The sequence below is a fragment of the Flavobacterium luminosum genome (genome assembly GCF_023635005.1).
GTDB classification, from domain to species: domain Bacteria; phylum Bacteroidota; class Bacteroidia; order Flavobacteriales; family Flavobacteriaceae; genus Flavobacterium; species Flavobacterium luminosum.
The window spans coordinates 442,323-460,723 of sequence record NZ_JAMLJM010000001.1 but is presented as its reverse complement, the minus strand read 5'-3'; the positions used below and the strand labels follow the sequence as shown (position 1 = coordinate 460,723).

The 18,401-nt window shown below is 35.5% G+C and carries 19 protein-coding genes; 8 read left to right on the top strand and 11 right to left on the bottom strand.

Annotation, left to right across the window (positions count from 1 at the left end; translation table 11 throughout):
• Positions 1-13 precede the first annotated feature (13 nt).
• The 7 genes from NAT50_RS02140 to NAT50_RS02110 all read right to left on the bottom strand — a co-directional run bounded on the left by NAT50_RS02140 (position 14) and on the right by NAT50_RS02110 (position 7,310).
• On the bottom strand, positions 14-1,351 hold the full coding sequence (locus NAT50_RS02140; RefSeq protein ID WP_250591414.1) for a deoxyguanosinetriphosphate triphosphohydrolase: 1,338 nt from the start codon (positions 1,349-1,351) through the stop codon (positions 14-16).
• 45 nt (positions 1,352-1,396) lie between these two features.
• Entirely contained in the window at positions 1,397-1,840 is a 444-nt protein-coding gene (locus NAT50_RS02135) for a GNAT family N-acetyltransferase (protein WP_250591010.1), read from the bottom strand.
• Complete coding sequence (locus NAT50_RS02130; RefSeq protein ID WP_250591412.1) at positions 1,840-2,550, bottom strand: AAA family ATPase; 711 nt, start codon at positions 2,548-2,550, stop codon at positions 1,840-1,842. The genes NAT50_RS02135 and NAT50_RS02130 overlap by 1 nt, the downstream gene beginning before the upstream one ends.
• A 21-nt stretch (positions 2,551-2,571) precedes the next feature.
• The gene (locus NAT50_RS02125) at positions 2,572-2,787 is read right to left on the bottom strand and encodes a hypothetical protein (RefSeq protein ID WP_250591008.1); all 216 of its coding nucleotides are present in this window, start codon (positions 2,785-2,787) and stop codon (positions 2,572-2,574) included.
• A gap of 106 nt (positions 2,788-2,893) precedes the next feature.
• Positions 2,894-5,302 (bottom strand): ribonucleoside-diphosphate reductase subunit alpha, encoded by a 2,409-nt coding sequence (locus NAT50_RS02120; protein WP_250591006.1) that lies wholly within the window; start codon positions 5,300-5,302, stop codon positions 2,894-2,896.
• A gap of 132 nt (positions 5,303-5,434) precedes the next feature.
• On the bottom strand, positions 5,435-6,412 hold the full coding sequence (locus tag NAT50_RS02115; RefSeq protein WP_250591004.1) for a ribonucleotide-diphosphate reductase subunit beta: 978 nt from the start codon (positions 6,410-6,412) through the stop codon (positions 5,435-5,437).
• A 325-nt stretch (positions 6,413-6,737) separates the two neighbouring features.
• Positions 6,738-7,310, bottom strand: a complete 573-nt coding sequence (locus tag NAT50_RS02110; RefSeq protein ID WP_250591002.1) for a DUF3109 family protein — start codon at positions 7,308-7,310, stop codon at positions 6,738-6,740.
• A gap of 119 nt (positions 7,311-7,429) precedes the next feature.
• On the opposite strand from NAT50_RS02110, the gene NAT50_RS02105 reads away from it, so the two are divergent.
• Genes NAT50_RS02105 through NAT50_RS02095 form a run of 3 tightly spaced genes read left to right on the top strand, consistent with a single transcriptional unit; the run spans position 7,430 to position 8,856 of the window.
• Positions 7,430-8,005, top strand: a complete 576-nt coding sequence (locus NAT50_RS02105; RefSeq protein ID WP_250591000.1) for a MarC family protein — start codon at positions 7,430-7,432, stop codon at positions 8,003-8,005.
• Between the two features lie 38 nt (positions 8,006-8,043).
• Positions 8,044-8,247 carry a hypothetical protein gene (locus NAT50_RS02100; protein WP_250590998.1) on the top strand — a complete coding sequence of 68 codons (204 nt, stop codon included), beginning with the start codon at positions 8,044-8,046 and terminating at the stop codon, positions 8,245-8,247.
• Positions 8,248-8,856 (top strand): FAD-dependent oxidoreductase, encoded by a 609-nt coding sequence (locus NAT50_RS02095; RefSeq protein WP_250590996.1) that lies wholly within the window; start codon positions 8,248-8,250, stop codon positions 8,854-8,856.
• A gap of 2 nt (positions 8,857-8,858) precedes the next feature.
• Here the strand turns inward: NAT50_RS02095 and NAT50_RS02090 are convergent, their stop codons facing one another.
• The 3 genes from NAT50_RS02090 to NAT50_RS02080 are packed head-to-tail and all read right to left on the bottom strand — an operon-like array spanning position 8,859 to position 11,454.
• On the bottom strand, positions 8,859-10,430 hold the full coding sequence (locus NAT50_RS02090) for a S41 family peptidase (RefSeq protein WP_250590994.1): 1,572 nt from the start codon (positions 10,428-10,430) through the stop codon (positions 8,859-8,861).
• On the bottom strand, positions 10,431-10,859 hold the full coding sequence (locus NAT50_RS02085) for a deoxycytidylate deaminase (protein ID WP_250590992.1): 429 nt from the start codon (positions 10,857-10,859) through the stop codon (positions 10,431-10,433).
• Position 10,860: 1 nt separating this feature from the next.
• The gene (locus NAT50_RS02080) at positions 10,861-11,454 is read right to left on the bottom strand and encodes a HupE/UreJ family protein (RefSeq protein ID WP_250590990.1); all 594 of its coding nucleotides are present in this window, start codon (positions 11,452-11,454) and stop codon (positions 10,861-10,863) included.
• 126 nt (positions 11,455-11,580) lie between these two features.
• Between NAT50_RS02080 and NAT50_RS02075 the strand changes: the two genes are divergently transcribed.
• A complete protein-coding gene (locus tag NAT50_RS02075; RefSeq protein ID WP_250590988.1) occupies positions 11,581-12,012 on the top strand; it encodes a tellurite resistance TerB family protein in 432 nt (143 codons plus the stop codon).
• Positions 12,013-12,077: 65 nt separating this feature from the next.
• On the opposite strand, the gene NAT50_RS02070 is transcribed toward NAT50_RS02075, so the two are convergent.
• The gene (locus NAT50_RS02070; RefSeq protein WP_250590986.1) at positions 12,078-12,902 is read right to left on the bottom strand and encodes a universal stress protein; all 825 of its coding nucleotides are present in this window, start codon (positions 12,900-12,902) and stop codon (positions 12,078-12,080) included.
• Positions 12,903-13,077: 175 nt separating this feature from the next.
• On the opposite strand from NAT50_RS02070, the gene rimP reads away from it, so the two are divergent.
• From rimP to NAT50_RS02050, 4 genes are all read left to right on the top strand, one after another.
• Positions 13,078-13,542 (top strand): ribosome assembly cofactor RimP, encoded by a 465-nt coding sequence (rimP, locus tag NAT50_RS02065; RefSeq protein ID WP_250590984.1) that lies wholly within the window; start codon positions 13,078-13,080, stop codon positions 13,540-13,542.
• A 14-nt stretch (positions 13,543-13,556) separates the two neighbouring features.
• The gene (gene nusA / locus NAT50_RS02060) at positions 13,557-14,798 is read left to right on the top strand and encodes a transcription termination factor NusA (RefSeq protein WP_250590982.1); all 1,242 of its coding nucleotides are present in this window, start codon (positions 13,557-13,559) and stop codon (positions 14,796-14,798) included.
• A gap of 42 nt (positions 14,799-14,840) precedes the next feature.
• Complete coding sequence (infB, locus tag NAT50_RS02055) at positions 14,841-17,681, top strand: translation initiation factor IF-2 (protein ID WP_250590980.1); 2,841 nt, start codon at positions 14,841-14,843, stop codon at positions 17,679-17,681.
• 133 nt (positions 17,682-17,814) lie between these two features.
• Positions 17,815-18,399 carry a phage tail protein gene (locus NAT50_RS02050; RefSeq protein WP_250590978.1) on the top strand — a complete coding sequence of 195 codons (585 nt, stop codon included), beginning with the start codon at positions 17,815-17,817 and terminating at the stop codon, positions 18,397-18,399.
• Positions 18,400-18,401 lie beyond the last annotated feature (2 nt).

Sequence of the window (18,401 nt, the reverse complement as noted above, 5' to 3'; positions counted from 1 at the left end):
AATTTAATAAATATCAGTTTTTAGAAATAATCTTGTTAAAAAGTAATGCGTTCCCATCTGTGAGCATCGATACAAAATGACAGATGTGTAGCAATCGTTCGTAAAGAGTTTCTTTAGTAATATTTTGTTTTTCGGGGAGAATTTTTAGAAGTAAATTATCAAAATTGGTTTCTTTTCCTTCAAATCGATTGTTGTAGGCTGTGATGAATTTATCTAAAAGATTATTAATAATTTGATAACCGTTAATTTCTTTCTCAATCACTTCTCGGCTTTGGTAGATGTTTTTTATACTTAATTTGATAATGTCATCCATCTGGGCTTTGTATTTCGATTTATCCATCAAAGCGTAAGGGAATTTTCCTTGGAGGATCAATTCTTCATTTTGAATGAATACATTGACAGCATCGTTAATCAGGCTACCAATAGCTAATGCACGAAGGTAACTGATGCGGTCTTCTTTCGTAGTTAAGGCATTGTATTTTGTGGTATCGATGGAATCTTTAACTAAGTTAATAAGATATTCCAGCGCGAAATCTTCAGCCACCAATCCTAGATTGATTCCATCTTCGAAATCAATTATGGTATAACAAATGTCGTCAGCAGCTTCCACTAAATATGCTAAGGGGTGTCGTTCGTAACCTAGGTCGTTTCCGAGTTTGTTAGGAAGCAATCCTAATTCTTCGGCAACCTCTTTAAAAAAGGCTTTGTCTTGTTGAAAGAAGCCATATTTTTTATCGGCGATATTCGAAGTAGGTTTTTTGGGGAGACTTTCTTTCGGATATTTCATAAAAGCTCCTAGTGTGGCATACGTCAATCGCAGACCACCTTCAACACCTGGACGGGTGCTAGTTAACACTGAAAATCCATTTGCATTTCCTTCAAAATCAGTCAGGTCTTGCCACTCTTTTGGGCTAAGTTGGTCTTTGAATTTTTGACCTTTTCCAATTGAAAAATACTCGCCAATTGCTTTTTCTCCGGAATGACCGTAAGGTGGATTGCCAATATCGTGAGCTAATGCAGCTGCGGCTACAATGGCTCCAAAATCGTTCATGTGGTAGCCATGGATTTCTTGGAGGTATGGATATTTTTCTAATATTTTTTTTCCAACCAATCTTCCTAAGGAGCGGCCTACTACGGATACTTCCAAACTATGGGTTAATCGTGTATGTACAAAATCGGTTTTGGAAAGTGGTATAACTTGGGTTTTATCTTGTAAGCTTCTGAAGGCCGAAGAAAAAATTACGCGATCATAATCGACTTCAAAGCCCAAACGGGTATCATCTTGTTCTTTTCGTAAACGTTTACTAGTATCTCCTTGGCGTTTTAAAGATAAAAGTTGTTCCCAATTCATCATAGAAGTTTAAGATTTTAAATTTGTGGTTCGAAGATACATATTTTATCCCTCTTTCTTCATGCAAATGCTGTTTTCAACGCCAATATATTGTCCGAAATTAGGAATAATCACATAACCTGTTTTTTTATACAAAGCAATGGCATTTTCTAATTTTGGTGAAGTTTCTAAAATAAACTGTGTATAACCATTTTCTTTTGCCCATGCTTCAATTTCAGATAAAATTAGATTAGCTATTCCTTTTTTTCGATGGTCAGGATGCACAAACATTCTCTTGATTTCTGCCGTGGTAGCATCAAATTCTTTGAAACCACCACAACCGACCGGTTCATCATTTTCATAACACACCAAAGCATGTGCTAGAAACTTGTTGTTGTGAAAGGCAAAAAAATCTCTTTCTTCACCATCAATGTCAATTAAGTATTCGTCGAATAAGGCAACTAGTTTTTTAAAATCGGGATGGTCTGATGTAGTACGAACTAATTTCATTAGGCATTTTTTTGTTTTGCAATTTCAGCTTTAATGATGTTGTTTTTAACTTCTTTGAAAACATGGTTTTTGGCTTCAGCAAAAGAAATATCGTATAGGCGTTCTAACTTGGTGAATTCGGGTGGGTATTTTTGCAATAATTTATCGTAATAATCATCTAAGATTTTTCTAGAAGGTAAAGTGAATTCTAATTTTAATTCAAATCGGCGTACCAATGCCTCGTCTATCATTTGAATTTGATTAGTCGCAGCAATTAAAATTGATTTTTTTGGAAAATTATCAATCAGTTGTAAAATAGCATTGACCACACGTTTCATTTCGCTATTATCTTTGTTGTCGTAGTCTCGAATTTGTCCCAAAGAATCAAATTCATCAAAAAACAGAACTGCGCTTTCGTACTTTACTTCTTTAAAAAGGCTTTCGATATTTTTGGCGGTTTCTCCTAATTTGGACGAAATAATATTGGCTAAATTTACAATGATGATTTTTTTATTGAGTTTTTTAGCAATTGCCTTGGCTGTCATGGTTTTACCACATCCGGTTTTACCATACAACAACATCTTGTTGATAACAGGTAAATCGTAATGTTCTAAAATTTCCTTGAATTGGTATTCTTTTAGAAATTGATTGATTTGCTCCGAAACCTTTTCATTGAAGACTACATCTTCTAAATTAACATTGCTATGGTCTAAGAAATAAAAACTCAAAATGGATGTTTTTTAGTTGGTTTTTTAATTATTCAAAGAAAAGTTACGTGTTTTTTTGGGGTATTTATCGTAACTCTTGTCACTTGGATTTTCAATCACAGATTTAATAATGATTTCATCACCAATTTTAAAATTCTTTTCGGTATACTGATAATCCAATAAATATTCGCCACAGAAATAATTTCCTTGTTCGTCTTTTTCTATTTTACCGGTGTAGATACCTTTTTTTTCTTTTGACATCTTTTTTCTTTTTTTCAAAGGTACAAAATTGAAAAAGTATTTTTATTAAATAAAAACAGCCATCAAATGATGGCTGTTGCTTTGTTGTTTTTAACGAAGTGAGTTTTTAAGAACCACACATTTCACAATCTTCAGGTCCTGCATTTCTAGAACGTTCAATCATTGCTCTGAATTCATCGGTAGACATTTCGCCTTCGGTTGATACTAATTCTAGTTCAGTCGAATTAGCAGTAGGTTCTGCTTTTTTCTCATTGTTTAGCGTGAACTTGATAGCGTCTACAGCAGCTTTAGTTCTTAAATAATACATACCGGTTTTTAATCCCGATTGCCAAGCATAGAAGTGCATCGATGTTAATTTAGCAAAAGTAGCACCTTCCATGAATAGATTTAAAGATTGAGATTGGTCGATGAAATAACCACGCTGACGTGACATGTCAATAATATCTTTCATAGACATTTCCCATACCGTTTTGTATAGTTCTTTTAAATCCTGCGGAATAATTTCTATGTTTTGTACAGAACCATTATGTCGCATGATTTGTTGTTTTAATTCTTCATTCCAAAGACCTCTTTCTACTAAATCGTGTAACAAGTGCTTGTTCACAACGATAAACTCACCAGATAATACGCGACGAGTATAAATGTTAGAAGTATAAGGCTCGAAAGCTTCGTTGTTTCCTAATATTTGTGAAGTCGAAGCAGTTGGCATTGGAGCCATTAATAAAGAGTTGCGAACTCCGTGTTCCATAACTTCTTTTCGCAATGAAGCCCAATCCCATCTTCCAGATAAATCTTCGTCAGTTAATCCCCAAAGATTATATTGGAATTCTCCTTGAGAGATAGGCGAACCTTCAAAAGTGGAATAAGGACCTTCTTCTTTGGCCATTTCCATAGATGCGGTAACTGCCGCAAAGTACATGGTTTCGAAAATTTCCTGGTTTAATTTTTTGGCTTCGTCACAAGTAAATGGTAAACGTAACAAGATGAAAGCATCGGCCAAACCTTGCACTCCTAATCCTACCGGACGGTGACGCATGTTTGAGTTTTTAGCTTCTTCTACCGGATAGTAATTGCGGTCGATTACTTTATTTAAATTTCGTGTAACACGTTTAGTAACGCTGTATAATAATTGATGGTTAAACTGTCCGTTCTCTACAAACATTGGAAGAGAAATAGATGCCAAGTTACAAACGGCTACCTCGTCTTCTGAAGTGTACTCCATGATTTCTGTACACAAATTAGAAGAACGAATTGTACCTAAGTTCTTTTGATTCGATTTACGGTTTGCTGCATCTTTGTACAACATGTATGGCGTTCCGGTCTCGATTTGAGATTCTAAAATTTTCTCCCAAAGTTCACGGGCTCTAATTGTTTTTCTTCCTCTTTTTTCGGTTTCGTATTTAGTGTATAAAGCTTCAAATTCTTCGCCGTATACATCATATAATCCTGGACATTCGTTAGGACACATCAAAGTCCATTGAGCGTCTTCTTGAACACGTTTCATGAATAAATCAGAAGTCCACATAGCGTAGAATAAATCTCGTGCACGCATTTCTTCTTTACCATGATTTTTCTTTAGGTCTAAGAAATCCATAATATCTGCATGCCAAGTTTCGATGTACACAGCAAAACTTCCTTTGCGTTTTCCTCCTCCTTGATCTACATAACGCGCGGTATCGTTGAATACACGTAGCATAGGTACGATTCCGTTTGATGTACCGTTAGTGCCTCGGATATACGATCCTGTTGCGCGCACATTATGTATAGATAATCCAATACCTCCAGCGGATTGAGAAATTTTTGCTGTTTGTTTTAAAGTGTCATAAATACCTTCAATGCTATCGTCTTTCATCGCTAATAAGAAGCAAGAAGACATTTGAGGTTTTGGAGTACCTGCATTGAATAGGGTTGGAGTGGCATGCGTGAAATATTTCTTAGACATTAAGTCGTAAGTTTCTATTACCGAATCTAAATCGTTAAGATGGATTCCTACCGCCACACGCATTAGCATATGCTGAGGGCGTTCCACAATCTTACCGTTGATTTTTAATAGGTAAGAACGCTCCAAAGTTTTGAAACCAAAATAATCATAATTGAAATCTCGGTTATAAATTACATGAGAGTTTAAAAACTCTGCATTTTCCATGATTACCTGATGAACTTCGTTGGAAATTAATGGGGCTTTTTGTCCGGTTCTAGGATTAACATAGTGGTACATCTCGTTCATTGTTTCAGAGAACGATTTGTTGGTATTTTTATGTAGGTTAGAAATGGCAATTCGTGCAGCCAACTGTGCGTAATCTGGATGCGTTACGGTCATGGCAGCTGCGGTTTCTGCAGCAAGATTGTCTAACTCAGAAGTGGTCACTCCATCGTATAATCCTTCAATTACACGCATGGCTACTTTTACGGCATCTACTAATTCATTTAGACCATAGCACAGTTTTTTGATTCTGTCTGTGATTTTGTCGAACATTACCGGCTCTTTTCGGCCATCTCTTTTTACTACGTACATTTTTTTAAGGTTTTGTGAAATTAGAAAATCCCTTCTCTAATTTCGGGTTATTAGTTAATTGCTGTGTTTGTTTAGTTGTTTTACTTTGTTAGATAACATCCACATTATCATAACGAAGATTTGGTTTAAATATTAGAAATCGGCGTCGAAACTAATTTTATTATCTTCTTCGCTGTTATTCATTACCCCTGCTTTTTGGTATTCACCTACTCTTTTTTCAAAGAAATTGGTTTTTCCTTGTAATGAAATCATATCCATGAAATCAAAAGGATTAGTCGAGTTGAATACTTTGGCACAACCTAATTCTACTAATAGTCTATCGGCAACAAATTCTAAATATTGTGTCATCAGTGTAGCATTCATTCCGATTAAACTTACAGGAAGTGATTCGGTAATGAATTCACGCTCTATATTTAATGCGTCTACAATTATTTCGCTGATTCTTGTTTTAGAAACCTTGTTGATTAAGTGGTGGTTGTGCAGGTGAACCGCAAAGTCACAGTGTACCCCTTCATCACGCGAGATTAATTCGTTAGAAAACGTTAAACCTGGCATTAATCCTCTTTTTTTCAACCAATAGATAGAACAAAAAGCTCCTGAGAAGAAAATACCTTCAACGGCTGCGAAAGCAATTAAACGTTCTGCGAACGAATCGGATTTAATCCATTTCAAGGCCCAATCTGCTTTTTTTCGAATGGCAGGGAAGACCTCTATCGCATGAAATAATTGATTTTTTTCTGCTTCGTCTTTTACATATGTGTCAATCAGTAAAGAATAGGTTTCACTATGGATGTTTTCCATCATGATTTGGAAACCATAGAAGAATTTTGCTTCTGGATATTGTACTTCATTAACAAAGTTTTCAGCTAAATTTTCGTTTACAATTCCATCCGATGCAGCAAAAAAGGCCAAGATGTGCTTGATGAAATATTGTTCATCTGCATTTAGTTTGTTGTTCCAGTCATAAAGGTCTTGATGTAAATCAATTTCCTCCGCAGTCCAGAAACTAGCTTCCATTTTTTTGTACCAATCCCAAATATCATGATGTTTGATGGGAAAGATCACAAAACGGTCTTTGTTTTCTTGTAAAATAGGTTCAATAGTAGCCATAGCTATCTGATAATTATAATGTTATAAAATGTGGTTTTTTTGAAATTTGAGGTACACAAAGATTCAAATTTGTTCCCGAAAATAAAACTTTAGTTATTCACAATTGTCTCGAGTTTTTAACAACGTAGCAAAATCAAGGCTTCCCAAGCTTTTATCTTAAGCTTTTGATAATTAGTATTTTACGAAAAAATATTTTCGCAAAGTCTTGTAAAATAAGGGGTTTGAGATGCTGGAAAAATCTTTTTTTTTAAGATTGTTTTTGTGAAAACGGATTTTTAACTCGAAAAAAAAACTCCCGAAAAGAAGGGAGCCATTTTTATAAGTTTTATTTCTGTGATTTTAATTCCTCGGCTACTTTTTCTAGATCATCATACCATTCATTTCCGAAACGTCTGATAAGAGCTTCTTTGACGAATTTGTATACCGGCACTTGTAATTCTTTACCTAAAGAACAGGCATCGCTGCAGATGTCCCATCGATCGTAGTTAACGGCTTGAAAACTGCTGAATTCTTTCACACGAATTGGATATAAATGACAAGAAACGGGTTTTTTCCAGTCGATTAAGCCTTGGTTATATGCTTGTTCTATTCCGCAAAGTGCTGTATCGCCATCAAAAATTACGTAAGCACAATCTTTATTATCAATTAGAGGGGTTCCTAGTTCATTATCTTTGTCGGTTACCCATGTTCCTTGTGTTTCAATAGCTTTAATTCCTTCGGGACGCAAAAAAGGTTTTACAATAGGGTAAATTTTTTCTAAAATAAGTGTTTCTTCTTTTAATAAAGGTGCTCCAGAATCTCCATCTATACAACAAGCTCCTTTGCAAGCCGTGAGATTGCAAACGAATTCTTTTTCTAAGATATCTTCTGATACGATGGTTTTGCCTAATTGAAACATGAGGTGATTTTTTTGCAAAGGTAGCTTTTTTGAACGGAAGAAAAACTCTCAAGTATAAGAAAAGAACGAATTTTTGGCATTAAAAAAATACTTACATTTGTGCTACTAAAACACTGATTATGGTATTCGATTGGAAAGAAATTTTTACGGTAGGAATGGTTTTGTTTGCAGTAATCGATATTGTAGGTACGATTCCTATTATTGTTGATTTGCGTAATAAAGTAGGTCATATTCACTCGGAAAGAGCTAGTATTGTTTCCGGACTCATTATGATTACATTTTTATTTGTTGGAGAAGGAATGCTAAAATTTATCGGTGTTGATGTTAAATCTTTTGCTGTTGCCGGTTCGATAGTGCTTTTCTTTTTGGCGTTGGAAATGATTTTAGGGATTAGCATTTATAAGGATGAAGAACCTAAAACAGCCAGTATTGTTCCTCTAGCTTTTCCTCTCATCGCAGGTGCTGGGACCATGACAACTTTGTTGTCCTTACGTGCTCAATACCAGTCGATAAACATTGTTGTTGCTATCTTGATCAATATAATTATTGTATATGTAGTGTTAAAACTTTCGGGGCGTATAGAAAAGATGTTGGGACAAACAGGTCTTGGCGTTATTCGTAAAGTTTTTGGAGTAGTATTATTAGCCATAGCTGTTAAATTATTTGCTTCTAATGTTAAAGGCTTGTTTGTTTAAAAAAGAAAACTCTAAATTTGCCTGTAATTTTATTTAAAATGAAAATTTTTACCTACATAATTTTTCTTGTCGCTGCGATACTAATCGGTGTTAATGTGATGATGTTAGATTTTAAAAATTTATTTGAAGGAGATAGCTTAGTTGCTCTAATAGGAATTTTAGCGATTCTTTGTGCTGTAGTCATTTGGTTGATTTTTAGAGTGTCTAAAACAATCGATGAAAAATTAAAAAAACAATCGTAAATGTTTGATGTTCTCATCATTGGAGGTGGTGTTTCTGGCATCTCTTGTGCTTTGGTTTTAGGATCAGCTCAAAAGAACCCTTTTGTTAAAGACAAAAAAATAGCGATTATTACGCACCAGAAAGCCTCTTCATTACAAGATGCTATTTTTTACAATGCCTACGGAATTCCTGCCGGTAAGTTGGGCGCAGATATCTTAGTCGAGAGCACAAAACAATTGCAAGATACGTATCCTCACATTCAACAAATAGCTGGAGAAAAAGTATTGAGTGTGCTTCCCATAGCGGAAGGTTACGAAATAAAAACTACCAAGCAAGTTTATACTTCTAGAATTATTGTAGTTGCGGTTGGATCCTCTAATTTATTCGCGATTGATGGTTTGACGCAGTATGTAGAGCCTCACCAAAAATCTCTTGCTGAAAAGCAACGAATTCAATTAAAAAATGTAGATCATAAGGTTGCTGAGGGTATTTATGTTGCTGGAACTTTAGCAGGACATAGAAGCCAGTTGGCTATCGCTTCAGGAAGCGGTGCTTCGGTCGCTACTGATATTTTAGTGCTGTGGAATAACGGCGTTGAAACTCATAGCCATGATAGTGTAAGAGAATAGCATTATTTTTCTAAAGCTTTCTTAATCATAGCATCGTCTTTCAAGACTACTTTATAATATTCATTTTCCCCTAACAATTGACGACAAAATTCGGCAGTCAAATAACGTTTGATGTAGGATTTACTCGAATTCATATCGATGTAAGCGTCATTCTCCGTTACATAAGTTCTAAATAAATTAAAATAGGTATCTGAAGCCGTTTTTTGAATAATTTCATTAAAAGTTAAATTTTCAAAAGCTTTTCGATCCTTATCAATGATTTTGAAGACAAAATTAGTTGGTGCGCCAGATTGCATCAGCATCGGGATCAATTCATTTCCTTTTGAAGCTTCCAATGGAACAAAAATATCGGGAACAATTCCTCCTCCGCCATAAACGATTCGACCCTTAGGAGTTTTAAATTTTAAGCTATCGGCTAATTTTATACTGTCTTTAGCATAAAGTTCGCCGTTATGGTATCGCTCCATAGAATCATTAAAATATTTTGCGCTTCCTTCATCGTATGGTTTCTGAATAGAGCGTCCAGTAGGAGTATAATATCGGGCAACGGTAAGTCTTACACTAGAACCATCTTTAAAAGGCATTTCGCGTTGAACTAATCCTTTGCCAAAAGAACGACGACCAATGATTAGTCCTCGGTCATTGTCCTGAATGGCCCCTGCAATGATTTCACTCGCAGAAGCCGAATTTTCATTAATTAAAACAGTGATTTTTCCTTTTTCGAAGGCACCATTGGCTGTGCCCCAGGTTTTGTCTATGCGTCCTCTTTTGTTTTTGGTAAAAACAATTAGTTGTTTTTCTTTCAAGAAATCATCGGCTATTTCGATCGCTTCCTCCATATATCCGCCACCATTGTCTCTTAAGTCAAGGACCAGATGGTTGGCTCCTTTTTTTATTATTTGTGCTAAACCGGTTCTGAATTCTTCAAAAGTTGTTTCCGAAAAACGGTTGATTTTGATGTAACCGGTTGTTTTATTAAGCATAAGGGTTACATCTACACTTTTTACGGGAATGACGTTTCGGGTAACGACTATGTTTAATTTCTTTTTTTCGGATTTTCGGTAAATAGTAAGGGCAACTTTAGAATCAATCTCGCCTTTTAAGATGCGATATAATTTTTCGGTGGTGATTTTTTTCCCATAAAGTGTTTGTTTATTCGCTACAAGGATTCGATCCCCAGCTTTTATTCCAGCTTTTTCCGAAGGGCCATTTTTGATTGGATTAATAATGGTGACCGTGTCGTTTTCGATGAAAAAATTAACGCCAATTCCTACGAAGTCGCCTCGCATACTTTGCGCTTCTTCTTCAGCGGTACTTTTGGAAATGTAAACAGAATGAGGATCTAATTTTTCGAGTATTCCGGTTACAGTTTCATCTACTATGGAATCGGTGTTGACTTTGTCTACATATTCAGAATCAATAAAATCGATCAACTTGTTAAGTTTCTGTTTGGTCTCGTTTTGTGTGAGTGTTGTAGTCGATCCCGGTGCTTTAATAAAGATACTGCCCAGCAAAAAACCTACAGCTAATGCAGAGAAGAGAAGTAGTGGGAGGTATACTCTATTGATTTTCATTTATTCTAAATCTTCGATGTGTTCTAATTCTACTCCGGCGCGTTCCAAAAATTGTAAACCGGAATCGTCTTTATATCCTTGATGATATACCACTCTTTTGATGCCTGCTTGGTGAATTAGTTTGCTACATTCTTTGCAAGGGGAAAGCGTAATGTATAACGTGGCGTCTTTACAGGATTGTGTAGAATTGGCTACTTTTAAAATGGCATTTGCCTCGGCATGTAAAACATACCAATGGGTTAAATTGTTTTCGTCTTCACAACAATTCTCAAAACCTGTAGGCGTTCCGTTGTAACCGTCAGAAATAATCATTCGGTCGCGAACTATAATGGCGCCCACTTGTTTACGTTTACAATACGAGAGTTTACTCCATTCTTGGGCTAATCGTAAGTAGGCTTTGTCGTATTTGTTTAATTTTTTTTCTTCCATTTTATCTGTTCCAAATAGGGCTTTGTACAATCATCGGTACTACAACTCCAATGATGAAGGCTGACATTACCAGAGTCCAGTCTCTTTTAGAAAATCTAAAGATGGTTTGTACTATGTAGGATAATATGAGTACCACAAAAACCACGATAATTTGCGCCGCTTCGATACCTAATGCGAATTCGCTCAGAGGTAAAAGTTTCTCAGTTGCACCACCAGGCAAAATAGTTTTGAAGTAATTAGAGAAACCTAGCCCGTGAATAATTCCGAAAAATAAAGTTACAATCGCAATTAGACTAATGCTCTCTGTTTTGCTGTTTTTACCGGCAGTGAATAAGTTATATAGTGCTACTATTAAAATCGTGATAGGAATAACAAATTCAATCAAATTTTCTCTTATATATACGATGTTGAATATTGAAAGTAGTAAAGAAAGAGTGTGGCCTATGGTAAATAAACTGACAAGTAGGAACAATTTCTTCCATTCGTTAAAGGAGTAAGGAACGGTAAGTCCTATGAGGAAAAGTACATGATCATAAGCATTTATGTCTAAAACATGTCGTAATCCAATTTCAAAATATAGCCAAAATTCTTGCATGTGAAGATAGATTTTTAGGAAACCAAACTTACAAATTTATTTGTGTTTAGATTTTATTGGTAGCTACAATTTTTTGAAAACATTTTTTTAATGAGTACATTTGTATTAAATTAAAAAAACATAACTATGTCAATCTCTGATTTATTTGATAGTGAATTCAAAGCAAGAAATAAAGGACATTTTTCTGCTATAGTGCGTGTTGCCACTGCTGATGGTGATTTGAGTGAAGAAGAAAAACAGTTCTTGGATAAGTTGAGAACTCGTCTAGAAATTTCTGATGCTGAATATGAAGAAATTATGGAAAACCCAACCAAATATCCTATCAATCCACCTTATCTGTACACACAACGTTTAGAGCGTTTGTATGATTTGTCACGTATGGTTTATGTGGATCATGTATTGGGTCCAAAACAAAAAGAAGTATTAACAAAGTTCGCTCTTGCTTTAGGATTTACACCAAGCAATGTGGGTTATATTGTTGACAAAGCTTTCTCACTTTTGATGTTGAATGTAGATTTAGATACTTTCGTATACGAAATGCAACATATGAACAAGTAATTGGAAAGTTGTTAGCATAAAAAAGCTCGTTGTTTCTGCAACGAGCTTTTTTATTGAATGTAAAATTATATTTTGAATGTGATTACCGGTCTGTGAGCATGATTAACTAAACTTTCGCTGACACTTCCGTTTAAAAAGTGAGCTAAACCTTTTCTGCCATGCGTACACATTCCTATCAAATCGGCGCTTATTTGATTGGAGAAATGAAGCACACCATTTTCAATGTTAGCATCATTGTAAATATGAGTTTGGTAATTTTGGATTTTGAATTCACTTATAAAGTTATCCATAATAGCTTGTGCCCCATGGGTAGATTTGAAATTATTTGGTGTGTTGATGTATAATAAATGTAATGTTGAGCCAAAATTATTCGCTATTTCTACAACCTTTTGAAAAGGTTTTCGGATTTCCTCCGAGAAGTCAGAAGCAAAGACAAAATGCTCTATTTTGAATGAAAATCGATCTTCTTTGATGATCAAAACTGGAATTTCGGAGTTTCTGACTACTTTTTCGGCATTTGAACCTACAAACATTTCTTTCATTCCGCTCGCTCCGTGCGATCCCATGATGATGATATCTATATCGTTGGCTTTACTAATTTTCATGATTCCTTCAAAGGCAACTTCAAATTGTATGAGCTGTGAAACTTTAATACCTTCAAGATAATCACTATTGATTAATTCCTCCATTCTTTTTAAAACTGCATTTTTGAAGAATATAATCTCAGGGATTTCCGAACCATGATTAATTGCATCGTTGGTTTGGTGTGGCAGTTCCAGCATGTGGACCAATAAAATTTCTCCATTGTTTTTCTTTGCAATTTGCGCAGCAGCTTTTAATGCATATTCGGCATGGTCCGAAAAATCGGTTGGGACTAATATTTTCTTCATAATTTAGTTTTTTAGATTTTGTGAGTTCATATTGAATTAGTTTTATTAAAGTTAGCGAAAAATTTAACACTAAGCAATAGTTTTTATTTTTACAAAAAAAGTAGTATATTTGCACAATTATTTATTAGTTTATTTAAATAATGAGGCACGCACGGCGTGCCTCTTTTTATACAATATGACATTTAAAGAAAGAGTAAAACAGCTATTAGAAGAAGGTTTGGAGCAGTATCCAAGTTTGTTTCTGATAGATTTAACTATAACTGACAGTAATAAAATTATTGTAACTTTAGACGGTGATAATGGAGTGCAATTGCAAGATTGTATAAATATTAGCCGTGCTATTGAGCATAATTTAGACCGAGAGGAGCAAGATTTTGCACTTGAAGTAGCCTCTGCTGGGGTTTCTGCTCCCTTGAAGTTGGTTCGTCAGTTTAGAAAAAATATAGGTAGAATCCTAAAAATTCAAACCAAAACAAAGCTTATAGAGGCGGAGTTAGTAGAGGTAAGTGATGATGATATCACGGTAGAGTGGAGTTCGAGAGAACCTAAGAAGATTGGAAAAGGAAAAGAAACAGTACTGCATACCGAGAAAATAGCGTATGATGATATCGTGGAGGCAGTAGTTACTATAATATTTTAAATTAAAGAGTTGGCATGGAGAATTTAGCATTAATTAATTCGTTTTCAGAATTTAAAGATGATAAACTGATAGATCGTGTAACGCTTATGGCGATTTTGGAGGATGTATTTAGAAATGCATTGAAGAAAAAATACGGTTCAGATGATAATTTTGATATTATTATCAATCCTGATAAAGGAGATATGGAAATCTGGAGACGTAGAGTTATTGTAGCGGATGAAGATCTTGATTTTGAAAATGAGGAAATTACTCTTTCAGAGGCTCGTAAGATTGAGCCGGATTTTGAAATTGGTGAGGAAGTATCGGAAGAGGTTAAATTGATTGATTTGGGAAGAAGAGCTATCTTGGCGTTGCGTCAAAACTTGATTTCTAAAATCCATGAACACGATAACACGAATCTTTACAAGCATTTTAAAGATTTAATTGGTGATATTTACACTGCAGAGGTGCACCATGTGCGTCCTAAAGCGGTTATCTTGGTAGATGATGAAGGAAATGAGATTGTTTTGCCAAAAGAAAAACAAATCCCTTCAGATTTCTTCCGTAAAGGAGATAATGTTCGTGGAATCATTGAAAGCGTTGAGCTAAAAGGGAATAAGCCGCAAATTATTATGTCAAGAACCTCTGAAAAATTCTTGGAGAAATTATTTGAACAAGAAATTCCAGAAGTTTTCGATGGATTAATTACCATCAAAAAAGTGGTGCGTATACCAGGTGAAAAAGCTAAAGTTGCCGTAGATTCTTATGATGATCGTATCGATCCGGTAGGTGCTTGTGTTGGAATGAAAGGATCTCGTATTCACGGTATTGTTCGTGAGTTAGGAAACGAAAATATAGATGTAATCAATTACACTAATAACATACAGTTGTACATTACTAGAGCTCTTAGCCCTGCTAAAGTTTCTTCTATAAAAATAGATGAAGAAAAGAAAACTGCAGAAGTGTATTTGAAATTAGAAGAAGTGTCTAAGGCAATTGGTCGCGGTGGTCACAATATCAAACTGGCAGGTCAGTTAACAGGATATGAATTAGACGTTATCCGAGAGGGTAATACAGTAGAAGACGATGATGTTGAATTAACTGAGTTTTCTGATGAAATTGATGGCTGGATTATAGATGAGTTCGCAAAAATCGGATTAGATACAGCGAAAAGTATTCTAAATCAAGATGTAAATGACTTGGTTCGTCGTACAGATTTAGAAGAAGAAACCATTCTTGAGGTAATCAAGATATTAAAAGAAGAATTTGAAGATTAATAACCTTAATCCACAAATAAAAATAAATCATAAATAAAATTTATGTCTGAAGGAACAATAAGAATAAACAAAGTTTTAAGGGAATTCAATATTTCGTTAGAAAGAGCAGTCGATTTTTTAAAGGACAAAGGGTTCACGATTGAATCTAATCCCAACACAAAAATCACCAACGAAATATATAATGTCCTATCAAATCAATTTGCTGGAGACAAAGGGAATAAAGATGCTTCTAAAGAGGTTAGCGAAGAGAAGAGAAAAGAAAAAGAAGCGCTTCGTCTAGAGCGAGAGCAAGAGTTAGAAGAAAAACGCAAAGAGGAAGAGCGTGCTCGTCAGGAAATCATTAAGGCTAAAGCTAGTGTGGTTGGTCCTAAACAAGTTGGGAAAATCGATTTAAATCCTAAACCTGTTGAAAAGTCCATCGAGAAACCAGTCGAGAAACCTGTAGTTCAATCTGTAGAAAAGCCGGTTGAGGCAGTAAAAGAGACGGTGATTCAAACACCAAAAGTAGAAACTCCAAAAGAGGAACCAAAACCAGTGCTTGAGAAACCTAAAGTAGAGCCAAAAATTAAAGTAGAGTCAAAACCTGTCGTTGAGCCAAAAGCAGAGAAACCCGCTTCAAATCCTTCAGTTGAAGCAGCTCCTGTGGAAGAAACGCATGCTACACAATACCAAAAACTTTCGGGAACTACATTTACCGGTCAAACTATCGATCTTTCTCAGTTCAATAAACCTAAAAAGAAACCAGAAGACAAAAAACCTCACGGCGGTCAATCCAATGCCGGAGGAGCAGCTGGTGCTGATAAGAAAAAACGTAACCGTATTCCTTCTAAACCGGGACAACCTGGACAAGGTGGTCAACAAGGTGGACAAGGTGCGCAAAATAACAGATCTGGTGGGCAAGGCGGATTCAATAAAGGAGGTGGAAAACCATTTGGTAAACCAAACGCTATTCGACCTGCTATTGTAAAAGTTGAGCCAACGGAAGAAGAGGTTAAAAATCAAATTAAAGAAACTCTAGAACGTTTACAAGGAAAAGGTAACAAATCTAGAGCTGCTAAATACCGTCGTGACAAACGTGATACACACCGTCAACGTACAGAAGAAGAATTGTTGGCACAAGAAGAAGGAAGTAAAACTCTTAAAGTAACTGAGTTCGTTACGGTAGGTGAAATTGCTACTATGATGAACGTGCCAATTACTAAAGTTATTGGAACTTGTATGTCCTTAGGAATCATGGTAACCATGAATCAACGTTTGGATGCAGAAACCTTAACTATCGTTGCTGATGAGTTTGGATATGAAGTTGAATTTACTACTGCAGATATTGAAGAAAATATCGAAGTTGTAGAAGATAGACCAGAAGATTTAAAACCACGTGCTCCAATCGTGACTGTAATGGGACACGTAGATCATGGTAAAACATCGTTATTGGATTACATTCGTAAGACTAACGTAATTGCTGGTGAGTCTGGAGGAATTACACAACATATTGGTGCTTATTCGGTAGAATTAGATAACGGACAAAAAATCGCGTTTTTAGATACTCCAGGTCACGAGGCCTTCACGGCGATGCGTGCCCGTGGTGCTCAGGTTACCGATATTGCTATTATTGTTGTAGCTGCCGATGATGACATTATGCCGCAGACTAAAGAAGCAATTAGTCACGCACAAGCAGCAGGAGTTCCTATCATTTTTGCAATTAATAAAATTGATAAGCCAACGGCTAATCCTGAAAAAATTAAAGAAAAATTAGCAGCCATGAATTTCTTAGTAGAAGAGTGGGGAGGTAAATACCAGTCTCATGATATTTCTGCTAAAATGGGAATCGGAGTTAAAGAATTACTTGAAAAAGTATTACTTGAAGCTGAAATTCTTGAATTGAAAGCTAATCCTAATAAACCAGCTGTTGGAACAGTGGTAGAAGCATTCTTAGACAAAGGTCGTGGGTATGTGTCTACAGTTTTAGTACAAGCTGGAACTATGAGAGTTGGAGATTATGTATTGGCCGGAAAAAACCATGGTAAAATCCGTGCTATGCATGACGAAAGAGGTCACAATATTAAAGAGGCAGGTCCGTCAACACCAGTATCTATCTTAGGATTAGATGGAGCGCCTACAGCGGGTGACAAGTTTAATGTATTTGAAGACGAAAGAGAAGCAAAACAAATTGCAGCAAAACGTACTCAATTATTACGTGAGCAATCAGTTAGAACGCAACGTCACATCACGCTTGATGAAATCGGTCGTCGTATTGCTTTAGGTCAGTTTAAGGAATTGAATATTATTCTTAAAGGAGACGTTGATGGTTCAGTTGAAGCTTTATCAGATTCATTCTCTAAACTTTCTACAGATGAAATTCAAATCAATATTATCCATAAAGGGGTTGGAGCTATTACAGAATCTGATGTAATGTTGGCTTCGGCTTCAGATGCAATCATTATTGGATTTAACGTTCGTCCGGCTGGAAATGCAAAAGCATTGGCAGAAAAAGAAGAAATTGATATCCGTCATTATTCTATCATTTATGCAGCTATCGATGATTTAAGAGATGCAATGGAAGGAATGTTGTCTCCAGAAATGAAAGAAGAAATCACGGGTACTGCAGAAATTAGAGAGTTATTCAAAATTTCTAAAGTGGGAACTATTGCCGGATGTATGGTAACTGATGGAAAAATTGTTCGTGCTAACAAAATCCGCTTGATTCGTGAAGGAGTGGTTATTTACACAGGTGAATTAATTGCTTTAAAACGTTTCAAAGACGATGTGAAAGAAGTTTCTAAAGGTTACGACTGTGGTATGCAAATTAAAGGGTACAATGACATCCAAGAGTATGATACCATTGAAAGTTTTACAGAAGTAGCTGTGAAGAAAAAATTGAAATAATTTCATGATTTTATAAAAAAAACCTCGATTCGTCGAGGTTTTTTGTTTTTGGTCGATTTTTTTTCTTTTAGACGCTAATAGTTTTTACTTACAAGTAAAATGTTTTATTTTAGTCAAAACAAAAAAAATTATGATGAAAAGAATTACTTTTTTAACAATGCTACTTCTGACATTATTAGGAAGCCTAAAATCGTTTTCTCAAAATGGTTATGTCGGTGAGATTAGGATGGTAGGTTTTAATTTTGCTCCAAAAGGATGGGCATTATGTAATGGACAACTATTGTCAATTGCTTCCAATACTGCTTTATTTTCAATATTAGGAACTACTTATGGAGGTGATGGGAAAACTACTTTTGCTTTACCTGATTTGAGAGGTAAAGCGCCTATGCATCATGGGCAAGGGGCAGGATTATCTAATATTTATTTAGGACAAAGCCACGGTCAAGAAACTGTGTCATTATTTCTAAGTCAATTGCCTCAGCATTCTCACAAAGTAAATGCTGTTGCTGAAGAAGGAAATCAAAGTACCCCTACGGGTAATTTGTTCGCGAATACAAAAGGGTTAGATAAAGAATATTCAAACGGAGCTTCTAATACGGAGATGAATCCTAATATGATTCAACCAGTAGGGGCAGGTGTTCCATTTAATAATATGCAGCCTTACGCTACTGTAAATTTTATTATCTGCTTGCAAGGGTTTTTTCCCCCAAGAAATTAATT

Bases quoted from the DNA above. Each gene is read 5' to 3' on its own strand.
- NAT50_RS02125 (WP_250591008.1), bottom strand. From the start codon at position 2,787: ATGTCAAAAGAAAAAAAAGGTATCTACACCGGTAAAATAGAAAAAGAC.
- NAT50_RS02140 (WP_250591414.1), bottom strand. From the start codon at position 1,351: ATGAATTGGGAACAACTTTTATCTTTAAAACGCCAAGGAGATACTAGT.
- NAT50_RS02105 (WP_250591000.1), top strand. From the start codon at position 7,430: ATGGTATTCGATTGGAAAGAAATTTTTACGGTAGGAATGGTTTTGTTT.
- NAT50_RS02080 (WP_250590990.1), bottom strand. From the start codon at position 11,454: ATGCAAGAATTTTGGCTATATTTTGAAATTGGATTACGACATGTTTTA.
- infB (WP_250590980.1), top strand. From the start codon at position 14,841: ATGTCTGAAGGAACAATAAGAATAAACAAAGTTTTAAGGGAATTCAAT.
- NAT50_RS02110 (WP_250591002.1), bottom strand. From the start codon at position 7,310: ATGTTTCAATTAGGCAAAACCATCGTATCAGAAGATATCTTAGAAAAA.
- NAT50_RS02050 (WP_250590978.1), top strand. From the start codon at position 17,815: ATGAAAAGAATTACTTTTTTAACAATGCTACTTCTGACATTATTAGGA.
- NAT50_RS02115 (WP_250591004.1), bottom strand. From the start codon at position 6,412: ATGGCTACTATTGAACCTATTTTACAAGAAAACAAAGACCGTTTTGTG.
- NAT50_RS02075 (WP_250590988.1), top strand. From the start codon at position 11,581: ATGTCAATCTCTGATTTATTTGATAGTGAATTCAAAGCAAGAAATAAA.
- NAT50_RS02135 (WP_250591010.1), bottom strand. From the start codon at position 1,840: ATGAAATTAGTTCGTACTACATCAGACCATCCCGATTTTAAAAAACTA.
- NAT50_RS02100 (WP_250590998.1), top strand. From the start codon at position 8,044: ATGAAAATTTTTACCTACATAATTTTTCTTGTCGCTGCGATACTAATC.
- rimP (WP_250590984.1), top strand. From the start codon at position 13,078: ATGACATTTAAAGAAAGAGTAAAACAGCTATTAGAAGAAGGTTTGGAG.
- nusA (WP_250590982.1), top strand. From the start codon at position 13,557: ATGGAGAATTTAGCATTAATTAATTCGTTTTCAGAATTTAAAGATGAT.
- NAT50_RS02095 (WP_250590996.1), top strand. From the start codon at position 8,248: ATGTTTGATGTTCTCATCATTGGAGGTGGTGTTTCTGGCATCTCTTGT.
- NAT50_RS02085 (WP_250590992.1), bottom strand. From the start codon at position 10,859: ATGGAAGAAAAAAAATTAAACAAATACGACAAAGCCTACTTACGATTA.
- NAT50_RS02090 (WP_250590994.1), bottom strand. From the start codon at position 10,430: ATGAAAATCAATAGAGTATACCTCCCACTACTTCTCTTCTCTGCATTA.
- NAT50_RS02070 (WP_250590986.1), bottom strand. From the start codon at position 12,902: ATGAAGAAAATATTAGTCCCAACCGATTTTTCGGACCATGCCGAATAT.
- NAT50_RS02120 (WP_250591006.1), bottom strand. From the start codon at position 5,302: ATGTACGTAGTAAAAAGAGATGGCCGAAAAGAGCCGGTAATGTTCGAC.